This window comes from Methylocapsa polymorpha (assembly GCF_045689225.1).
GTDB lineage: Bacteria > Pseudomonadota > Alphaproteobacteria > Rhizobiales > Beijerinckiaceae > Methylocapsa > Methylocapsa polymorpha.
Window position 1 is genome coordinate 647,136 of sequence record NZ_CP136862.1, and the last position, 18,779, is coordinate 665,914.

Sequence of the window (18,779 nt, forward strand, 5' to 3'; positions counted from 1 at the left end):
GGGATAAGCCCTCGGTCTCGTCACTTTATTCCAGACATGATTTTCCGTTGCATGCGAATCTGGTAAATGATTTCTGGGTCGGCTCAGTCCGCCCGGCGCCGCGCTCCTAGTCGCGGGGCCCGATCAGCCAATAGGAGGGACCATGCCCCGTTTGTTCACGGGCCTCGAGATCCCCTCCGATCTCGCTATCGACCTCGCCATGATGCGCGGCGGGCTTTCCGGCGCGCGCTGGATCGACGTCGAGAACTACCATCTGACCTTGCGCTTCATTGGCGATATAGACGACGCCACCGCCTGCGAGATTCATTCGTCCCTCGAGCAGATCCGCCGGGCCCCTTTCACCGTGACGCTCGAGGAATTGAGCACTTTTGGCGGCGCGAAGCCGCGCGCCATCGTCGCCAAGGCCAAGCCCGCGACGGCCTTGGTCGAACTCCAGGCGCAGCATGAAAGACTCATAAGGCGCATTGGCGTTCCACCCGAGCCGCGTAAATTCACCCCGCATGTCACATTGGCGCGGCTGCGCGCGGCCTCCGCCGGCGCGGTGGCCGAGTATCTGTCCGCGCGCGGATATTTCTTCTCCCGCCGGTTCGAGGCGCGAAGATTCGTTTTGTTCTCGTCGCGCGCCTCCACCGGCGGCGGTCCCTATGTCGTCGAAGCCGCCTATCCGCTCTGCTAGAGCGCCTCCCGCTGCCGGCGGCGCCGCAAAATCATCGGCAAGCCGCCCTCAGGGCGCAGAGTAATGTGCTGCACGGGCTTTACGACATAGTTTCTCTTGAGGTCGAGCCGGAACGACCGCATGAGATGAGCCAGGATGATCGTCGCTTCCAGCAAGGCGAAAGACGCGCCGATGCAGATGCGGGGGCCCGCGCCAAAAGGCAGATAGGCGAAACGGTCGATTTTTTCCCGCGCGCCCGGCAGGAAGCGGCGCGGATCGAAGCTGTCGGGCTCATCCCAGAGCAAGCGGTGCCGGTGCAAGACCCATTGCGACACCATGACCAGGGTGTTCTTTCGAATGCGCTTGCCGCAGAGGTCATCGGGACCGACCGCCTGCCGGCTCATGCTGGCGACAGGAGGATAGAGCCGCATCGCCTCCTCGATCACCGCCTTTGTCTCTATGAGCCTGTCGGCATAGTCTTCGACCGGGCCGGCCAGGACGGCGTCAGCTTCCGCCGCAAGCCTTTCGCGCCATTCCTCCGACATCGAGAGAAGAAACAAGGACCAGGTCAAGGCGTTGGCCGTCGTTTCGTGGCCCGCGCCGATGAAAGTCACGATATTGGACTGGACTTCCGCATCGCTCAGGCCGGCTCCGGTTTGCGGATCCTGGGCTTCAAGGAGGAGGGTCAACAGATCGCGCGGGGCGCGCTCCTTGCCCTTGACGAGGAGTCGTTTGCGTCTGGCGATGATCCCATCGACCGCCTCGCTAAAGAATTCCAGAGCGGCGCGGCTGTTCAGCTTGGTCAGGCGCGGCAGCCATTCAGGAAAATCGAGAAGGTCGAAAGGATCGAGCCGCCCGACCGTCAAGAAATAGCGGGTGAGCGCGGCGGTCAACTCATTCGGATCTCGCCCGAGCCCATCCGAAAAGATCGTCCGCCCGAGGACGTCAAGCGTCGCCCGCGCCATTTCCGGCTGGACGTCGATCAGACGTCCCTCGCGCAAGCGCAGCCATCGCGCGACGAGATCCTCCCCCGCCGCATTTATGGCGCGGGCGAAAGAGGCCACAGTTTTCGGCGTGAAAAGCGGCGCGAGCATGCGCCTTTGCGCGCGCCAATCATCGCCATCAACGACAAGCAGCCCTTTTCGCAAACCCTCTCCAAGGACGCGCCTTTGCAAGGCGTCCTTACGATAATTCGCGGCGTTGTCGACCAGAAACCTGCGAATGGCCGCCGGCTCATTGACCACGGCGATCGCGCCAAGGATGGTCGGCCCCATGAGGATGGGAAGCTCGAAATGCGCCTTGGTCCAGGTCTCGATCGGATTTTTGCGCAAGACCCGCATGGTCGCGAGCGGACCAAGCGGCGCGTCGAGCGGCGCAGGCGCCGGCGGACGCAGCCGCCGCTGCGGCTCGAAAGAGAGATCTGTCATGAGCCTCACCTGCGCCGCCGACAGCCGGCCATGCGGACGCGTTCTGCCTCGCACGGATGACCCGGCGCTTTGGGTAAAAAATAATACATCGACTTTTGGCGGTCGCGCGAGTCAAGGCCTAAGTAAGGGCGCTTGCAGGCGCGCCCGCCGCGTTATAGAACCCGGTTCGATCGCTGCAAGCTCCCTTCGTCTAGCGGTCTAGGACGTCGCCCTCTCACGGCGAAAACAGGGGTTCGAGTCCCCTAGGGAGCGCCAAAGAAATCAATTAGTTAGAAAAAGACTCTCCGTTCAATTGGGTCTCGCGCCCAACTCTTGCCCGATGAGCGTTGCGGGACGCTGGCGAACAGCGGCGCATTTCGCGGGGCAGAAATTTGAAAGTCAGGCAGTTGATGGCCGAAATAGCGTTCGGTGTGGACGCCGCTGGCTATACTGCAGCGCGGAGGTTGCCGAATGTCAGCGGCCCTCACAGCTACGAGGGACATCTCGCGGACTTGCGGTGAGACGCTGGATGACGTCGTGGCAAAGCAGATTTAATCAGTCGTCCCGGCGGCCGCGGCCCTGCGAACCTCGCCAAATGCATTTGCGAGCGCCTCTTCCGCCGACGCTGAGCCGCAAGTCGCCAGCGCGCTCATCAAGCAGGCTCGCCCTGTACAGGCCGATTTCGCTTCGAAAATCCTCGTCGCGTAGCCCTTAACTGGCCTAATGCGGAAGCGGGGCGTCCGGATAGGGCTCGGGCTCGGAATAACTGGCCGGAACCTGACCGCTCAGCGCGCCAAGAAACGCAACGATCGCCTCGGCGTCCGCCTCGGCGATGTCGACGCCGAGCTGCGTCTTGCCCATAATTTTGACTGCGCGCAGGAACTCGACGACAGAGCCGTCGTGGAAATAGGGCGCGGTCTTGGCGACGTTGCGCAGGCTCGGGACCTTGAAGACATAAAGATCGGCGTCGCTTTTCGTTACATCCGCGCGGCCCTTGTCGGGCTCTTTCGCGCCGGTCTCTTTCCAGTAATCGACGACGACGCCAAATTTCTGGAACGAATTGCCTCCGACGCCCGCGCCATCATGGCAAGCGGCGCAGCCGAGATCGATAAATTTCCGCAAGCCCGCCTGTTCGGCACCTGTAAGCGCTTGGAGATCTCCGTGCAGAAAGGCGTCGAATTTTGACGGAGTCAGGAGCGTGCGTTCGAAAGCAGCGATGGCTGCGCCCCAATTTCTCGAATTGATGGGGTCCTTGTCTTCAGGAAAAGCCGCGGAAAAGGCCGGGCCATAAGCTGGAATAGTCTTGAGCCTTCCTACTGGCGCCGCAAAATCGGGATTGCCGAAGCTGGCTGGCCCGAGCAATGACTTCTCCGCCTGATCCTCAAGCGACTCGCGATCGCCGCGCCAATGTTGCTTGAAGTTCAGGCTCGCGTTGAAAATACTCGGCGCGTTGCGCGCATTCTCCCTGCCAAAGACGCCGATCGCCTTGGCGAGACCGTCAGCCGCCTGCCGGTCTGGCTGGTGGCAATGCGAGCAACTCACATTACCGTCCACAGACACACGCCTTTCGAAAAAGAGGCGCCGGCCAAGGTCTATGCGCGCGACAGTCGCAGGGTCCTTCACGGCTGGGATCGCAGGCAGGGCCTGGAAACGCGCCTTCGCGTCTTCGAGCAACGGCTTGGCGTCGGGACTGAGCGACGGCGTCTCCGCGAGCGCGGCGGCCGCGGCAAAGCCAAGCCCGGCGAAACCCGAAAGGATCAAGCCAGAAAATACCAACCTTCGCATTTTGGCCCTCTCTTTATCCAGGCGCCGGTCGGGGCGCTGAAGACGCTATTGCATCGCGTTAAACGGGCATCCGCCAGATGGCAACCCTATTGAAGGCGAGTTGGCCGCTGGCGCACCTCGGAAACTGGAAGCGATCGCAAGGTGGGCTGGTCAGCGGTAAAGTGGATCGAGCCAATTCTCCATTCGCGCGAGAAACTCCGATGACGGGCCTCGTGATCCAGGAGGTCTGTCATGGGTCGGCGAGCAAAACGAAAAGGCAATTTTGCGCGCAGCCCAAGGGCGAGCGTTTAAGGCGCCTTTTGCCTCCTGTGCGGGCCTTTTAGCCATTCGTCTGCTTGCGCATGGATTGGCGCAGCGCGGCGATGGCGTCTTCGGAAGACTCGAAGTTAGCGCCGCGATCCCCGCCTCGGTAGCGGCCCTCCGCGTCGGGGAGCAGGACGATATAGGACCAGTTCTCATCAACTGCGTCAAAAATCAAAATTCCTAGAGTCGTGGCGAGACGAAACCAGCCGCGCTCTTCGAACCATGGGAAGGACCCGCGGGAGGGGCGATATCGGTCAAATTCTTCGCGAGAAATTGCTTCAATGATCATCGACGTATCCTAGACGTGGTGCGAGGCTAGCGGATCACCGTGGCGACGTCACGCCAATGAAAAGACCCCCAGCGTGCGGCACGCGCCAGGGGAAGTGCAAAGCCTCCATCCTTGTTACGCTCTGGGCGCTCGGCAGCCTACAATTCACCTAATCGCCAAATCGCGCCTCTAATCGCGCCGCACTAGAATCAGCAGCGGTTGACGAGGGCGCCTACCGCGCATCATACTTGGATTGTGCTTTCCTGACCTGCTCCCAGTTCGCCTTGGCCCAGTCGACGAGTCCTTGGGTGGGCGCCAGCAGGCTCCTTCCAAGGTCTGTAATTTCGTATTCGACGCGAGGCGGCACCTCGAGAAACAGCTCGCGAACCACCAGCCCATCCCTCTCGAGATTCTTGAGGGTCGAAGACAGCATCCTCTGTGAAATTCCCGGGACGGCGCGTTCAAGCTCGGAAAATCGAGCGCGTCCGCCGAGGAGGTCGAGCGAGAGGACGAGGAAGATCGTCCACTTGTCGCCGATCTTCGTCAGCAGTTCCCGCACTGCCATCGGGTCTGAGCTTCTACAGACTGCTGCGGGGTCTAGATGGCCGACTTTGCTCGGCGTCTTCATAACTTACCTCGGTGTTAGCTGCTGATTTCAAAGTGCCTTCTTCTTCGAAACAAGCTTCCAATATATATGTAGCTCTCCTTTTGTAAGCAACCTTGCAAAGCGCATGGAGAGTCCAGGATGCCGAATCCGGAATACGCTGCCTATAAAGCCGTCGATCCTTACTTCGATCTGATTCGAGGAGCACTAGGCGGCCTCGTTGATGGCGAGCACTTCTTCGACATCGTCACTGACGACGTCGTCTACGAGGTCCTCTACAACTTCCCAGGTTGGCCTCGCATCATCCAGGGGCGCCCCGATCTGATGGCCCAGTTTAGGGGCTATGGCGACAACATCGCGCTTCAATCTGCCGATAAGTTGATTGCCCACAAAACCGACGACGGTCGTGTTGTTGTCATCGAATATGAAGTCCATGGGACTGTCCTCGCAACGGGCGTGAAATACGACAATCGGTTTTGCTCAATCATAAAGATCGAAAACCGGAAAATTGCGCACTGGAGAGACTACATGGACTCTCTCGTGGCCTGGAACGCATTGACGGCGCTTGCTCGCTAAAAGACCCCCATATCGAGAAGATCAAGAGATCCCGCCATGAAGCAAATTCTTATGATTGAAGTGAGCCCGAGGGGGAAGGACTCGGCGAGTCGATCGGTCGCCGATACGCTCGCCGCACGGCTCGCCGACCTCTATCCATCAGCAAAGCTCATGCGCCGCGACCTGGCCGCCGAGCATCTGCCCCATCTGGACGAAATCACGCTCCGGGCCATCTCGACAAAGGACCCGGCCGAGGCGGAAAGTTTGAAAGAGGCGGCCTGTCAGTCCGACCAACTGACCGACGAGCTTCTGGCGTCCGATCTTCTGGTGATCGCAACGCCGATGTGGAATTTCGGCATTCCCTCCGCCCTCAAAGCTTGGATCGATCTGGTCGTGCGGCCAGACAGAACCTTCCGATACGCCGATGGCGGCGTCCTCGGTCTGGCGAAGGACAAGAAAGCCATCCTGGTTCTGACTTCGGGCGGCGTTTTTACAGAGGGCCCATGGCGCCCCTGGGATTTTGTCGAGCCTTACCTGCGTCAAATCCTAGGTTTCATCGGCATCGCGGACGTGCAGACCGTTCGAGCCGAGGGGATGAACATCCCCCTGTTGGCCGCCAACGCGGTGCCAAAGGCGAACAAGGCTGTCGAGGAGCTTGCTCTATGAGAGTCCGTTTCGAAATTCACGGGTGAGCGTTTCTTCGGGCGAGGTTTGCGCGGATGCCATGAAGATCATGACGTGTGAGACGTCCAGGCGCTGTTCGTAGTCCCCACACGAGGCGTCGCCAGCGGATCATCCAGCCGAAGGTTCGCTCGACTGCCCAGCGGACCTCGACGCGCTGCTCGCCGCTCGCCTTTTGCTGGTTGTGGATCGCCCAATAGAGCCGTCGGCGCGCCTATTCGACAGGATCGGGAGCCAGCCAAGCTGAAGGCCGCTCGCTTCGTCGATTTCGTACAGGCCGAGCCGAGCTCCGCAATGAACTCAGCGCCAGCGGCAGGGCAGACTCCAGGTCGGGACGGAGTTCGGCCCGGCGAAGGACCGTCTCCGCGCCGCGCTTCCATCATGAGAGGCGTAGTCTTCCCAAGGGCCATGTTCTTGGGCGCGGGTGGTCCGTCCAGCACAAAGCCGGGCGGAAGCGGCAGAAGCGCGCGCCTGCTTTAATCGCATATTGAACGCCTTTTGAAGACAGCGGAACTAAAGCATGAAAACAAAGTTGAGCATGTCATCCGAGGGCTACTGTCGGCGTCCGGCAAGTCTCCTTGTCATTTTATTGATCGGTCTTGTCGCAGGTTTACTTCGGCAAACGTGTTGCGGCCCTCGCTAAAGCATGTTCCGAAAAAGTTGATCGATTTTTTCGATCCGATGAGGCCCATCTGGTCGAGAAGCGCTCTAGGATAAGGAGACGTCCGTGCTCACGCTTGTAATTGGAATCCTGATTATCATCGTCATCGGGGCGATCTTATTCTGGGTCATCGACAGATTCGCTCCTGACGCGCGGCTCGCGCAGCTTCTCAAGCTCCTAGTCGTGTTGATCTGTTTGGGGGCGATCATAAACCGCTTGCTTCCGCTGATTGGCTATCCATCTGTCTTGTAGCGGCAACGAGGAAGCATGAGTGCGCGGCGCGGCCGGCGTGGTCTGGCCGTTGAACGCCGCAGTGAAAAGGCGGTGGAGAATTTCCGCTTTCATTCATTGCCGATGAAGATGAAACGCAGCCGGCTTTTGCGCCAAGCCGAGAGTTCTCCGAGTCCGCAATGTGCGATTACGCACATTGCGGAAATGTCCGATCGCCTAAACAGGCAGGACTTCAGCACCTGACACTCAATGACGTTTTTTCAGCACTAACATCTTTTCCTAGCCTGGGCGGCGCCGCGTGTGATGCGTAATCAGCGGCGCCGCTGTTTCATTTACGGCCCCAACGCCTTGGAGCCCGAGTTTCTTTCGCAGATCTAAAGCGCGGCGGATCGTTTTCTATTTTCAAATCTGCATTCTCTTGACTCCTTGCCGTCGCGCATTACTTCGCGACAAGCAAACAGGAGCAGCGCGATGCAATCTCAAGTCGGAAGTCGCTTCATAGAGTATATCTGGCCTGCGCAAGGGACCGGCGCGCCTGAAGTTCTCGAAAGATTTCCGTTCTGGTCTTCCGCGCCAAGCGTTGGATATTTCCGAAGCTTGGCCCATGCTGGAGTGAGAAGCTTTTATCGGACCGACCATCCGCATTCGGAGCAGATTTTGGTCGAAGGCTCATCACGGACGGTTTTTCCCGAAGCCGTGAGGGTCGTCGATCAGGACGGCAAGGAGATTTGCCGATGGACGACCGAGGACGAATATGAGGAGTTGCAGGGCGAAGGCTGAGACCGGACGCTTCGAGGCTTTTCATGCGATAGCGCTTTCGGCCTCGCCGACGAAGGCGCCCTTTGCGGCGTTCGCTCAGCGATGTGCTTTCTGCGCCGAGTTTATGGTTCGCTATAGCGCGGGCGACAGCAATAAACCTCTCATCAATCCAGGATTGGCGAAGCTGTTTTGCTTCGCGCTCCGATTAAGTCCCATGCTCTTTGCTGCATGACTATCCGCACTTGACGATAACGCGAGCGAGCGCGCCGATTTTACCGGCGCTCGAAGTAGATGTCGGCCTCTTTAACGCGGCACGCGAAAACTTGTCCTGGACGAAAGGCGGCCTACCCGATATTTGATCGCCGATCGAGGGACCAGCGGTAGGCTCGTCTAGATCAAGCAAGAGGTTGAGGATGGGACTTTCCGTCAAGACTCCCCAGAGGCAAACGATTATTTTCCTCGCGGTTCTCATCATCGGCGCAATCATTTGGAAATTTGGCGCGGATTATTTCGTGAAGTCCCAGCCTGAGGAAGAGCCATACGAGGTCGAACAAATGGAAATCAAGCCGGTCCCATAGCCCGAGCGCACATTGCCTGAATGCGCCGCCACGCCCGCGCGCCGACGGCGGATTTTCGCGCCTGCGCCCTATGTCCCGCCTTGGGAGCGACGATAGCCCTTCAAGCGGAGATTACCAGGCAAGAAACCGGGTCGGCGGCAGATGGCGGGTGGGCCGAGCGGCGTAGGCCGTTCACGTCGGGACTTATTGCGAGAAGACGCTCAGCCTACGCCTACAGAGCGCCCTCGGGCTCTTAAATGATTACTGATGAGTTCTATCAGTTTCTTAGAACGACAGTCTCTGCGTCATTGCAGAAAGAACATAATTTAGCATCCCTCAGATGTTAACAAAAAATCAATAATTTAGCTCTGATCTTGGCGGCTGTTCATCATTTCTGCGGAAAATCTGCGGGTAAACTTCCCCCCGAACGCCCTCAAATCAACGTGATCTTTTCGCATAGCTTCAAAACATAGGATTCGGAACGCCTCGGCGATCTGCGCGCTAGAGCCAATCCCCCTTACGCGGGCTGCTTCGTGCGTCCGTACTTGGCGGGAGGCCTATGCGCGCCGCCGACGCCTCCGCTTCCCTAGACGTTAGGAGCATCGATATGAAAAATGCGCTTTCAATCATGGTTGCGATTGTGGGATTGTGCTGCGCCCCGGCGTTCGCTGTTGCGCAAGAACGCGTCGGCGACGGCGCCATGGGAGCGGTCGCAGGCGCCCTCGTCGGCGGCCCGATTGGCGCCGTGGCGGGCGGCGTGATCGGCTATACCGCTGGGCCCGGCATCGCCAATAGCTGGGGCCTCAGGCGCCACAGGCGCCATCACTATGCTCACTACCATCCGCGCGCCCCGCAATAGGCGGATTACGCCGACCGATCGCTCCAAGGCGCGAGAGCTGAACTGCCGAGCTCGGTTTCTCGGCCGTTCCACCCGAGGATGCGGAATCGCGCCTCAAGAAACAACACAATGGAGTGTTGCTGGCTGTGGCTCCGCATCATAGAATCAATCTGATTTAAGGATCGGCGGGCGCGATTGGCGCCGCCATTTTTGCTCGAAAACGGTATTTTCATGAAATCCGCTTTGAAAATCGGCGTAGGGTTCGCGACCGCCGGCCGCCGCGATATTTTGACCGAGGCCTTGCGCGAGCTTGCGCGCCAGACGCGGCTTCCCGACGGCGTCATCATCTGTCCGGCGGCCGACGCGGATTACGACCCTGCGCTAGCCGCCGGCCTGCCCTATCCGATTCTCGTCGCCAAAGGCCCGCGGGGATTGGCCGCGCAACGAAATGCTATTCTCAATGTCGCGCAAGATTACGCCATCCTGGTTTTCTTCGACGATGATTTCTTGGCCTCGCCGTCCTACCTGGCCGAGCTTGAGCTTTGTTTCGCGGCGCAGCCGTCGGTCGTCGCGCTGAGCGGGCGCGTCATCGCCGATGGCATAATGGGGCCCGGCCTCAGCGTCGCCGCGGCGCGTGCGGCGCTCTCCGCGTTTGACGATCCTTCCCCCGTCGAACCCATCACGGACCAATATAACGCCTATGGCTGCAACATGGCCCTGCGTCTCGCGCCCATTCACGCCTATGGTCTGCGGTTCGATGAAAATTTGCCGCTCTACAGCTGGCTCGAAGATGTTGATTTTTGCCGGCGGCTTGCGCCCTATGGCCGCATCGCCAAAAACGCGCGAATGATCGGAGTTCACCTCGGCGTCAAGGGCGGCCGCACCTCAGGAGTTCGCTTTGGCTATTCGCAGGTCGCCAATCCTTTTTATCTCTGGCGTAAGGGCAGCTTCCGTTTCGATCTGGCGGCTCGCCAGATGGGGCGCAACCTCCTCGCCAATTTCAGCAAGCTGCTTCGGCCGGAGCCTTGGGTCGACCGGGGCGGGCGGGCGCGCGGCAATGCGCTGGCCTTTCTTGATCTGATTCGCGGGCGGCTGGACCCAAGACGCATTCTCGAGCTCGATTGACGGACGTTTCAGGGCGGAGGCGACTGTGCTGACCATCAACGGCCGTTTTCTGAGCCAGCGAGTCACCGGCGTGCAAAGATACGCCCGCGAGATCGTTACGGAGATGGATAAGCTCCTCCAGCAGAGCCGCTTCAAGGGGGCCTTGCCAGCCAAAATCGTGGCGCCCGCGGCAAGCGAGATCGATCCGTCCTGGCGCGCGATCGCTTTCAAGCGAACCGCCGGCGGCGGTCCCTTATGGGATCAGCTCATCCTCCCCTTCGCGTCGCAGGGCGTTTTGTTGAGCCTTTGCAACATGGGGCCCCTGGTCGCCGCAAACCACATCGTCTGCATCCATGATGTCAACATTCTCCTCGCCCCGGAAAGCTACAGCCGGGCGTTCCGCGCCTACTATCGGATCATCGGTCCCCCTCTCGCCAGGCGCGCCGTCCGCGTCGCGACGGTCTCGAGCTTTTCGGCGCGCATGTTGAGCGAGTTCGGGCTCTGCCGGCCGGAAAAGGTCAGCGTCATCCCCAATGGCCACGAACATGTCCGGCGCTGGCGGCCGAGCCTTTCGCGCTACGCCGCGACCGAGGCGAAGCGGCGGCCATTCGTTTTCGTGCTCGGCAGCCGCGCGCGGCACAAGAATGTCGCGATCCTCCTGTCCATCGCCAAGGAAATCGACGAGCTCGGACTGGATATCCTCATGGCGGGCGCGCCGTGCCACACTTTTTCGGCGATCGAGGCGCAACCGGCTCCCGAGAATGTGCGCTTCCTCGGCTTCGTGTCCGATGACGATCTCGCGGCGCTCTATCAGACTGCGCTGTGCTTCGCTTTTCCGTCTCTGACCGAAGGTTTCGGACTGCCCGCGCTCGAGGCCTTGGCGCTGGGCTGTCCGGTCATCGCCTCCAACGCCGCGAGCCTGCCGGAGGTCTGCGGCGACGCCGCGCTTTACGCCGATCCGACCTCGCCGCGCGACTGGCTCGATCAGATCAAAAGGCTCCAAAGCGAGCCTGATCTCGCCCAAAGCTTACGCGCCAAAGGACCCGGGCAAGCCAAGCGCTTTTCCTGGGCCAAAAGCGCCGAACTCTATCTCGACCTTGTCATGGCGCTCCAAGGGCCCGCGGCGGGGGCCAGGAATTGAGAAAGCGCCGCCCTCCCCGCGCAGCCCTTGCGCGGCGAAGCTTCCCCACTATAGTCGCGCGCTCACCCCCCTCCCCGCCCCCTGATGAGCCCGAAAAATGCCGCAGCCGAAATCAGACGTGAAAAAAGTCGTCCTCGCCTATTCAGGAGGGCTCGACACGTCGATCATCCTCAAATGGCTGCAAACGACTTATGGCTGCGAGGTGGTGACCTTCACCGCCGATCTTGGCCAAGGCGAGGAGCTCGGCCCGGCGCGCGAGAAAGCCCTGCTGCTCGGCATAAAGCCGGAGCATATTTTTATCGAGGACCTGCGCGAGGAATTCGTCCGCGATTATGTCTTCCCGATGTTTCGCGCCAATGCGCAATATGAGGGGCTTTATCTCCTCGGCACCTCGATCGCGCGGCCCTTGATCGCCAAGAAGCAGATCGAGATCGCCCGCAAGGTCGGCGCCGACGCCGTGGCCCATGGCGCGACCGGCAAGGGCAATGACCAAGTGCGCTTCGAGCTTTCCTATTATGCGCTCGAACCCGACATCAAGGTCATCGCGCCCTGGCGGGAATGGGACTTGGCCTCACGCACGGCGCTGATCGCCTTCGCGGAGGAGAATCAGATTCCGATCGCCAAGGACAAGCGCGGCGAGGCGCCCTTTTCGGTCGACGCAAATCTGCTGCACGCCTCCTCGGAAGGAAAGGTGCTCGAAGATCCCGCGGTCGAGGTGCCGGACTATGTCTATTCGCGCACCATCAATCCGGAAGACGCGCCGGACAAGCCGAGCTTCATCGAGATCGATTTCGAGAAAGGCGACGCGGTCGCGGTCGATGGGAAACTCATGTCGCCCGCGACGCTGCTTGCGCGTCTGAACAGCCTTGGTCGCGACAATGGGATTGGCCGTCTCGATCTTGTCGAAAACCGTTTCGTCGGCATGAAATCGCGCGGCATGTATGAAACGCCCGGCGGCACGATCCTTTATTACGCGCATCGCGGAATCGAGCAGATCACGCTCGACCGCGGCGCGGCGCATCTGAAGGACGAGCTGATGCCGAAATACGCCGAGCTCATCTACAATGGGTTCTGGTTCTCGCCCGAGCGGGAGATGCTGCAGGCCTTGATCGACCGCAGCCAGGAGTTCGTCACGGGCCGCGTGCGCCTGAAGCTCTACAAAGGCTCTGCTTCAGTCGTCGGCCGCTCCAGCCCCTACTCGCTGTATGATCAGGATCTCGTCACCTTCGAGGAAGGCGCGGCGGCCTATGATCATCGCGACGCCGCGGGCTTCATCAAGCTCAACGCTTTGCGGCTGCGCACGCTCGCCAAGCGGGCGCGCAAGATCGCCAGCCGCGGTTGAGGCGCCGGGCGAAGACGCCCCCGACTATTTGATTCTTCTCCGTTGATATCTTTCAAACGCGCCTATCTTCCACAAGAGGCGTGTTAAATTTTCGAGGAGAGGCGAATGCGTAAATCGACGAGAGTTGTGGCTGCGGCCGCATTCATGGCTGGCGCTGCAGGCCCAGGCGGGGCCGCGCAGGCCGGAGCCATGCCAAACGCCGGCGCGAACTTGGCCGGTGGCGCGGTTCTTCCCTGGAAGAGATCCAGTTTTTCTGGGGCGGACATGAACTACTGCTGGTATGGCGATGGCTGGAACGGGCCCGGCTGGTACTGGTGCGGCTTTCCGTGGCGGTCCGGCCGTGGTGGGGAGGCGGCGCCGGCTGGCACGGCTGGCATGGTGGCGGACATGGCGGGCTGGCATGGCGGCCACGGACCCGGCGGCGGTGGCCACGGACCCGGCGGCGGCGGGGAGGCCCTGGCGGCGGCGGGGCGGTGGCCACGGACCTGGCGGCGGCGGGGCCGGACCTGGCGGCGGCGGGGCGGACCTGGCGGCGGCGGGGCCGGACCTGGCGGCGGCGGGGGCGGACCTGGCGGCGGCGGGGCCGGACCTGGCGGCGGCGGGGCGGACCTGGCGGCGGGCTGGCGGCGGCGGCGGACCTGGCGGGGCTGGCGGACCTGGCGGTGGTGGCGGAGCTGGCGGCGGCGGGGGCGGACCTGGCGGACATTGAAAGTTGAAATGCTGTTCTTGAGCCAGACCGGCGATAAAACCATCGAGCGCTCGGGTCTCAAGCAACGTTTCTTAAGCGAGCGGCCGAGGATGGGACGTAACCCGCCTCGGCCGAGCTTTTTTGGCATCACCCACGCCGCAGGATTTACCAAGCTTGACCTTCTGCGCCGCAAGTTCGCCATGCGTCCCCAGAAAATAGTCGGGCGCGGCTCAGGCGCAGCGCAAATTGCCCAGCCTTTGATTGACCTCAATCGACTTTGTTCGGCATCGGTTCATTTTGGACGTCGCATTAATGTCCGAGCGAGGCCGGGGCATTTTAATGCTCGGGCTCGTCGAATTTGAGCGATTCGTTTTCGATCCCGTTTCTTCGCGGTCGGAGAGCGCTCTTGAGTTGGAAACTCTCGAGGAGAAGCAAATGCGTCGATTGACGAGCCTTGCGGCAGCGGCCGCATTCATGGCTGGCGCCTCCGGCCTGGGCGGGAGCGCGCAGGCAGGCCCCTTTCCGAACGCCGGCGCAGGCATGCCCGGCGGCCGCGGCTCTTCCACTGAAAAGGCTCAGTTTTTCTGGGGCGGCTATAATTACTGTTGGTATGGCAACGCCTGGAACGGGCCCCGGCTGGTATTGGTGCGGCTATCCCTGGCGATATGGCTATGGCTGGGGCGGCGGCTATGGCTGGAACGGCTGGGCGCGGCTGGGCTGGCCGCGGTTGGCGCGGCGGTCCCGGCGGCTGGCATGGCGGCGGCGTTTGGCGCGGTGGACGCGGCCCCTGGCACGGCCATCCCGTGCCGAGATAAGATCAGGTAAAAGGGCGGCTCGAGTCCTTGAAAGCATCGACGCAACCGTCGATCAAGTTGGTCTCGAGCAGCCTTTCCGACGTAAGCGGCCAACGGAGCGGGCGCAGGCGAGAGGGCGTCTCGGCGATGTCCGCTTCGAGCGCCAGGAGCGCGAACCGCGCTTCGGCGACGCTCACGGCGGCAAAACGGCAAGTCTCGCCCGGACGCATCTGGGCGAGACGGCCGATATCGGCGCGGATGACATGGCCGAGCTTCGGATAGCCGCCGGTCGGCTGCCGATCCGCCATCAGGATGAGGGGCTTCCTGTCGCCGGCGATCTGGATCGCGCCGAGCGCAATCCCATCCGACACAATGTCATGGCCCCGCGCATGGGCTATGTCCGGTCCGTCGAACCGATAGGCCATGCGGTCGGCCGACGCCGTCAGCGCATAGTCTTCGCGAAAGAATGTCGCGAGACCTTCGGCTGTGAAATAATCGTCCTGCGGCCCAAGAACAACGCGGAAGGGCTGCGCGTCCTTGGCCAACCATGGGGCGTCGATCGCGGCGTCATCAGCCGCCTGGCTCAGCGGCTCGAAGCGCGGGGCGGCCGGCAGAGCATCGCCCTCCCGCAGCATTCGGCCTTCGATCCCTCCCATCGCCGAGCGCAGATGCGTGGCGCGGCTCCCCATCTCTAGCGGCGTATCGACTCCGCGTTCGACCGCGAGATAGGCCCAGGCGCCGGAATTCCCCGCTTGCGCCGTCAAGACATCTCCCGGCCGCAGCAGGAGACAGGCCGCCGATGGAAGCCGCGCGTCGTCGCGCCGCCAAGCGAAGCCTCCTCCCGCGAAGGCGACCGCCAGCGCCGACCCCTCGCAAATAAGCTCAAGGCCGCCGATCGAGACTTCAACCGCCGCCGCGCGATCGTCATTGCCGACGGCGAGATTGGCTGTGCGAAAGGCGGTCCAGTCCATCGGGCCAGCCGGGGTCACGCCATAGCGTAGATAGCCGTGGCGGCCGCTGTCCTGGATCGTCGCGCCGGGGCCGGCCCGAAGCACGCGGAGCCGCGCCGGCGTTGCGACGTCGTCGAAAGTCATCTCAGCCATCTTGGCTAAACTCTTCGGGCAGGTCCTCTTGGCGCGCGACAAGCTCTCCGGCTTCCGCCGCGCGGCTCATGGCGTCGAACGCCGCAGGATCGATGCGCTCAAAAACGATCTCATCGCCTATGTCCGCCAGAAAGACCCTTTCGCGCTGCGGATCGAAGACCTTGACCGGCGTTCGCCCGATCCCGTACCAGCCCGTCGGCATGACGATGCTCGTAATAAGCGCCTGGCCGCCGGCGATGAGCAGCGATCCCGCCGGCGCGGGCGGCCGTGGCGTCGCCCGGCGGGGGATCCGAAGCGCCTCAGGCAAGCCGCCGAGAAAAGTGAAGCCGGGCGCAAACCCATACATATAGACGCGATAAAGCGCGCCAAGATGCAGCTCGACAATGCGCTCCGGCGGCAGCCCGAGAATCGCCGCGACCTCGTCGAGGTCTTCCGCATGCGGCGGGTCGTAACAGGCTGGGATACGCCAGCGCTTCGGCCGCGCGCGGGCGACGGCGGCTGTTTCCAGAGAACGTAAGGCGCGGGTCAGCGCGTCGGTCGTCACGAGGCGCGGATCGAAATGGATCATGATCGACCGATAGGTCGGCACGGTCTCGATCACGCCGGCCAGCTTTGCTTGTGCGATCGCGGCGTCGAGCGCCATGACCCGGTCATGGATAGCGGGATCGATGGTCCGCCCGAATTCGACGACGAGCGCGCTTTCGCCCGCAGGCAGATAGCGAGGCGCGGCGCAGCTCGTCATGCGAAAGCCTTTTCAGCCCCAGGCGAAAGGCGCGAGCGCAACGCCGGCGGCCTCGAGCCGCAAGCGCACCGCCTTCGCCATGGCCACCGCATTGGGGCTGTCGCCGTGAACGCAAATGGAATCGACGCCGAGAGGCGCGCGCTTGCCCGAGACTGAAATGACCGCGCCCGCCTCGACCATCGCGAGGACGCGTTCGGCGACTTCGGCGGGATCATGCAGCACCGCGCCGGGAAAGGATCGATCAAGCAAAAGTCCGTCGTCTGTGTAAGCGCGATCCGCATAGATCTCGCGGGCGACGGCAAGCCCTTCCGCCGCGCCCGCCGCCTCGAGCTTCGTGCCCGAGACGGCGAGAAAGCCGAGGCGCGGATCGACGGATTTCACGGCGCGGGCGATGGCGAGCGCCACGCTCTCGTCAACCATGGCGATATTGCTCAAAGCGCCATGAGCCTTCACATAAGAGAGCCTATGCCCGGCATAGGCGGCGAGCGCTAGCGCCGCGCCGATCTGATAGGCGACGAGCCGCTCGATTTCGCCCGTTGTGAAAGGCAGCTTGCGGCGGCCGAATCCCCAAAGATCGGGAAATCCCGGATGCGCGCCGATCGCGACGCCCTTGGCCTTGGCGGCAGCGAAGGTCGCCGCCATGATTTCCGGGTCGCCCCCATGAAAGCCGCAGGCGACATTGGCGCTCGTCACGATGTCGAGCATGGCGGCGTCATCGCCCATTGCATAGGCGCCGAAGCCCTCGCCGCAATCGCAATTCAAATCGACGCTGCGCATCGCCTCGCTCTACCTCCGGACGCAGCTTCTTCACAAGCGTGTGCGTTCGTGAGCTTTCTCCATCGCGCCATATTTGCGCTTCCAGTCCGACGGGTTCAATTGCGGGCGCGCCTCGACGAAGAACTCCTCGCGCCGATAGCCTTGCGCGTAAAGCAAGGCCGTGAGATCGGCGTGGTCGATCCGCGCATGCGCGGCAGCAGCCACGGCGGGCTTGGCGCGAAAGGCGACGCCGAGGCCGGCCTCCTGCAGCATCCCGAGGTCGTTGGCGCCGTCGCCGACGGCGAGCGTCTCCCTTGCCGCGATTGAATGTTTTTCGCGCAATCCGCGCAAGGCCTCAAGCTTCGCCTCCTTGCCGCGGACGGGTTCGGCGACAAACCCGCTGAAGCGCCCATCCTCGCCCAGGAGAAGCACATTGGCCTGGTTTTCATGAAAGCCGATCTTTTCCGCGATGACGGAGGTAAAGACCGTGAAGCCGCCCGAGATGAGCGCCGTATGCGCCCCGTGGCTGCGCATGGTCTGCACCAGGGTTCGTCCGCCCGGCGTCAATGTGATCTTCTTGGCGATCAGCCGCGGGACGGAGTCGGGGTGCAGCCCCTTGAGAAGCGCGACGCGTTCGCGCAACGCCGGCTCGAAAGCGATCTCGCCGCGCATGGCGCGTTCGGTGATCTCTGCGACGAACGCCTTCTTGCCAACCAGCGCGGCGAGCTCGTCTACGCACTCTTGGCCGATCATGGTGGAATCCATGTCCGCCAGCAAAAGCTTCTTTCGCCGCCCCTCCGCCGCCTGCACGATGACGTCGATCGCGACTGCGCCCATGGCGGCCCGCCCCGCATCTGCAAAGGCGCGCAGGTCGGCAGGCTCTTCCGGCTCGAAAGGAATGTCGACCGCGACCCCCTTGTCGAGCCATTCCGGCTGGCCCGGCCTCGGCAAGACATCGATCGCCTGTTGCACATGGGCCTCGGTCAGGCTCGGAAAGCTCGGATCGCAGACAAGCGTCGCGACATGGGTCATTGATTGTCCTGCGCAAAAGTTTGCGGCCAAAGATTAGCCGGCGAAGTCGACAGCCGCCATTTCATCGCAGGAATCCGGCGGCGGCAAGCCTATAGTGTAATCGCTTCGGCGGCTTGCATCGCCGGCGTCGGTCGGGTCCGAACGACTCTAGTCGCTACCGAGCCGACGCCTTTTGCTTCAAATGCTGGTCGATCAGCATATTCGCGATCGACATGCGCCGGGCGGCGCGCATGCGTTGCGCCGGCCCGAAACGATCGGGGTGGTTCTTTTTCGCGAATTCGCGGCGGATCTGTTTGAGATCGACGTCGGCCAGGTCGGCGCGCAAGCCGAGCTCCTCGGCGATCGCCTCGTCCTCGGTTTGCGCAGGTTGGACCTTGGGCGGCTCGGGCTTTGGCCTGCTTGCCGTATTTGCTTCGGCGGGTTCAGCGGCTTCGGCCGCTTCCTCGGCATAGGCCACCGCAGGCGCGGAGGGGTGAGGGCGAAGCCTATTCAGCCAGCGCCAGGATACGCTCCCCAAGACATGGCGCAGCCGAACCGTCGGATGCGGCGCTGTTTTGCGCCCGTTCGCGGGCGCGATCGGCTCCTGGTCTTCGTTTCCGTCGTCGCCCGACAATTGTGATGGCTTGCCCCCCGCATTGTCGCCAAGCGCGGAAAGTATGTCGGCGAAATCAGCCTGCTTGTTTCGGTTCGTCCGGATCATGGCGACAATCCACCGCCAGGGAGGCGCGGTTCGAAATCACTGGCGCGAGCATGCGCCTGGCCGCTTGACCTAGC

At 62.1% G+C, this 18,779-nt stretch carries 23 protein-coding genes, 1 tRNA gene and 1 pseudogene; 15 read left to right on the forward strand and 10 right to left on the reverse strand.

The features are described 5' to 3' along the window. The first annotated feature begins 142 nt into the window (after positions 1-142). Positions 143-676 carry an RNA 2',3'-cyclic phosphodiesterase gene (gene thpR, locus RZS28_RS03135; RefSeq protein ID WP_407339755.1) on the forward strand — a complete coding sequence of 178 codons (534 nt, stop codon included), beginning with the start codon at positions 143-145 and terminating at the stop codon, positions 674-676. On the opposite strand, the gene RZS28_RS03140 is transcribed toward thpR, so the two are convergent. After that, entirely contained in the window at positions 673-2,082 is a 1,410-nt protein-coding gene (locus RZS28_RS03140; protein WP_407339756.1) for a cytochrome P450, read from the reverse strand. The genes thpR and RZS28_RS03140 overlap by 4 nt on opposite strands. Before the next feature lie 179 nt (positions 2,083-2,261). On the opposite strand from RZS28_RS03140, the gene RZS28_RS03145 reads away from it, so the two are divergent. Beyond that, positions 2,262-2,337, forward strand: a tRNA-Glu gene (locus RZS28_RS03145). Between the two features lie 444 nt (positions 2,338-2,781). Here the strand turns inward: RZS28_RS03145 and RZS28_RS03150 are convergent. The 3 genes from RZS28_RS03150 to RZS28_RS03160 form a co-directional block, all read right to left on the reverse strand. Then, a complete protein-coding gene (locus RZS28_RS03150; RefSeq protein ID WP_407339757.1) occupies positions 2,782-3,846 on the reverse strand; it encodes a cytochrome-c peroxidase in 1,065 nt (354 codons plus the stop codon). Between the two features lie 319 nt (positions 3,847-4,165). Further along, positions 4,166-4,438 carry a hypothetical protein gene (locus tag RZS28_RS03155; RefSeq protein WP_407339758.1) on the reverse strand — a complete coding sequence of 91 codons (273 nt, stop codon included), beginning with the start codon at positions 4,436-4,438 and terminating at the stop codon, positions 4,166-4,168. Positions 4,439-4,649: 211 nt separating this feature from the next. Further along, a complete protein-coding gene (locus tag RZS28_RS03160) occupies positions 4,650-5,045 on the reverse strand; it encodes a winged helix-turn-helix transcriptional regulator (protein ID WP_407339759.1) in 396 nt (131 codons plus the stop codon). 117 nt (positions 5,046-5,162) lie between these two features. Between RZS28_RS03160 and RZS28_RS03165 the strand changes: the two genes are divergently transcribed. Together RZS28_RS03165 and RZS28_RS03170 are read left to right on the forward strand one after the other, a co-directional pair. Beyond that, positions 5,163-5,597 carry a nuclear transport factor 2 family protein gene (locus tag RZS28_RS03165; RefSeq protein ID WP_407339760.1) on the forward strand — a complete coding sequence of 145 codons (435 nt, stop codon included), beginning with the start codon at positions 5,163-5,165 and terminating at the stop codon, positions 5,595-5,597. A gap of 36 nt (positions 5,598-5,633) precedes the next feature. Then, on the forward strand, positions 5,634-6,242 hold the full coding sequence (locus RZS28_RS03170) for an FMN-dependent NADH-azoreductase (RefSeq protein ID WP_407339761.1): 609 nt from the start codon (positions 5,634-5,636) through the stop codon (positions 6,240-6,242). Between the two features lie 16 nt (positions 6,243-6,258). Here the strand turns inward: RZS28_RS03170 and RZS28_RS03175 are convergent. Continuing rightward, positions 6,259-6,402 (reverse strand): annotated as a pseudogene (locus RZS28_RS03175) (IS5/IS1182 family transposase); the annotation flags it as partial. Positions 6,403-6,984: 582 nt separating this feature from the next. Here RZS28_RS03175 and RZS28_RS03180 point away from each other — a divergent pair. From RZS28_RS03180 to RZS28_RS03230, 11 genes are all read left to right on the forward strand, one after another. Next, complete coding sequence (locus tag RZS28_RS03180) at positions 6,985-7,170, forward strand: hypothetical protein (protein WP_407339762.1); 186 nt, start codon at positions 6,985-6,987, stop codon at positions 7,168-7,170. A 15-nt stretch (positions 7,171-7,185) separates the two neighbouring features. Next, the gene (locus RZS28_RS03185) at positions 7,186-7,392 is read left to right on the forward strand and encodes a hypothetical protein (protein ID WP_407339763.1); all 207 of its coding nucleotides are present in this window, start codon (positions 7,186-7,188) and stop codon (positions 7,390-7,392) included. Positions 7,393-7,620: 228 nt separating this feature from the next. Further along, positions 7,621-7,929, forward strand: coding sequence for a hypothetical protein (locus RZS28_RS03190; protein ID WP_407339764.1), 309 nt, complete (start codon positions 7,621-7,623; stop codon positions 7,927-7,929). A gap of 392 nt (positions 7,930-8,321) precedes the next feature. Then, the gene (locus RZS28_RS03195) at positions 8,322-8,486 is read left to right on the forward strand and encodes a hypothetical protein (protein ID WP_407339765.1); all 165 of its coding nucleotides are present in this window, start codon (positions 8,322-8,324) and stop codon (positions 8,484-8,486) included. A 586-nt stretch (positions 8,487-9,072) separates the two neighbouring features. Beyond that, positions 9,073-9,324 (forward strand): hypothetical protein, encoded by a 252-nt coding sequence (locus tag RZS28_RS03200; protein ID WP_407339766.1) that lies wholly within the window; start codon positions 9,073-9,075, stop codon positions 9,322-9,324. Positions 9,325-9,534: 210 nt separating this feature from the next. Then, on the forward strand, positions 9,535-10,428 hold the full coding sequence (locus RZS28_RS03205) for a glycosyltransferase family 2 protein (RefSeq protein WP_407339767.1): 894 nt from the start codon (positions 9,535-9,537) through the stop codon (positions 10,426-10,428). Between the two features lie 25 nt (positions 10,429-10,453). Beyond that, positions 10,454-11,548: a glycosyltransferase family 4 protein gene (locus RZS28_RS03210; protein WP_407339768.1), complete on the forward strand. Its 1,095-nt coding sequence runs from the start codon at positions 10,454-10,456 to the stop codon at positions 11,546-11,548. Between the two features lie 97 nt (positions 11,549-11,645). Further along, positions 11,646-12,890, forward strand: coding sequence for an argininosuccinate synthase (locus tag RZS28_RS03215; protein ID WP_407339769.1), 1,245 nt, complete (start codon positions 11,646-11,648; stop codon positions 12,888-12,890). Between the two features lie 400 nt (positions 12,891-13,290). Beyond that, positions 13,291-13,599 carry a hypothetical protein gene (locus tag RZS28_RS03220; RefSeq protein ID WP_407339770.1) on the forward strand — a complete coding sequence of 103 codons (309 nt, stop codon included), beginning with the start codon at positions 13,291-13,293 and terminating at the stop codon, positions 13,597-13,599. Continuing rightward, positions 13,596-13,940, forward strand: a complete 345-nt coding sequence (locus tag RZS28_RS03225) for a hypothetical protein (RefSeq protein WP_407339771.1) — start codon at positions 13,596-13,598, stop codon at positions 13,938-13,940. Before RZS28_RS03220 ends, RZS28_RS03225 begins: the two co-directional genes overlap by 4 nt. 73 nt (positions 13,941-14,013) lie before the next feature. Next, positions 14,014-14,403, forward strand: coding sequence for a hypothetical protein (locus RZS28_RS03230; protein ID WP_407339772.1), 390 nt, complete (start codon positions 14,014-14,016; stop codon positions 14,401-14,403). On the opposite strand, the gene RZS28_RS03235 is transcribed toward RZS28_RS03230, so the two are convergent. The 5 genes from RZS28_RS03235 to RZS28_RS03255 form a co-directional block, all read right to left on the reverse strand. Further along, on the reverse strand, positions 14,396-15,475 hold the full coding sequence (locus RZS28_RS03235) for a biotin-dependent carboxyltransferase family protein (RefSeq protein ID WP_407339773.1): 1,080 nt from the start codon (positions 15,473-15,475) through the stop codon (positions 14,396-14,398). The genes RZS28_RS03230 and RZS28_RS03235 overlap by 8 nt on opposite strands. Then, on the reverse strand, positions 15,468-16,217 hold the full coding sequence (gene pxpB / locus RZS28_RS03240; RefSeq protein ID WP_407339774.1) for a 5-oxoprolinase subunit PxpB: 750 nt from the start codon (positions 16,215-16,217) through the stop codon (positions 15,468-15,470). The genes RZS28_RS03235 and pxpB overlap by 8 nt, the downstream gene beginning before the upstream one ends. Positions 16,218-16,229: 12 nt before the next feature. Continuing rightward, a complete protein-coding gene (locus tag RZS28_RS03245; protein WP_407339775.1) occupies positions 16,230-16,994 on the reverse strand; it encodes a LamB/YcsF family protein in 765 nt (254 codons plus the stop codon). A gap of 30 nt (positions 16,995-17,024) precedes the next feature. Continuing rightward, on the reverse strand, positions 17,025-18,005 hold the full coding sequence (serB, locus tag RZS28_RS03250) for a phosphoserine phosphatase SerB (protein WP_407339776.1): 981 nt from the start codon (positions 18,003-18,005) through the stop codon (positions 17,025-17,027). A 154-nt stretch (positions 18,006-18,159) separates the two neighbouring features. Then, positions 18,160-18,705 carry a hypothetical protein gene (locus tag RZS28_RS03255; RefSeq protein WP_407339777.1) on the reverse strand — a complete coding sequence of 182 codons (546 nt, stop codon included), beginning with the start codon at positions 18,703-18,705 and terminating at the stop codon, positions 18,160-18,162. Between the last annotated feature and the right edge of the window lie 74 nt (positions 18,706-18,779).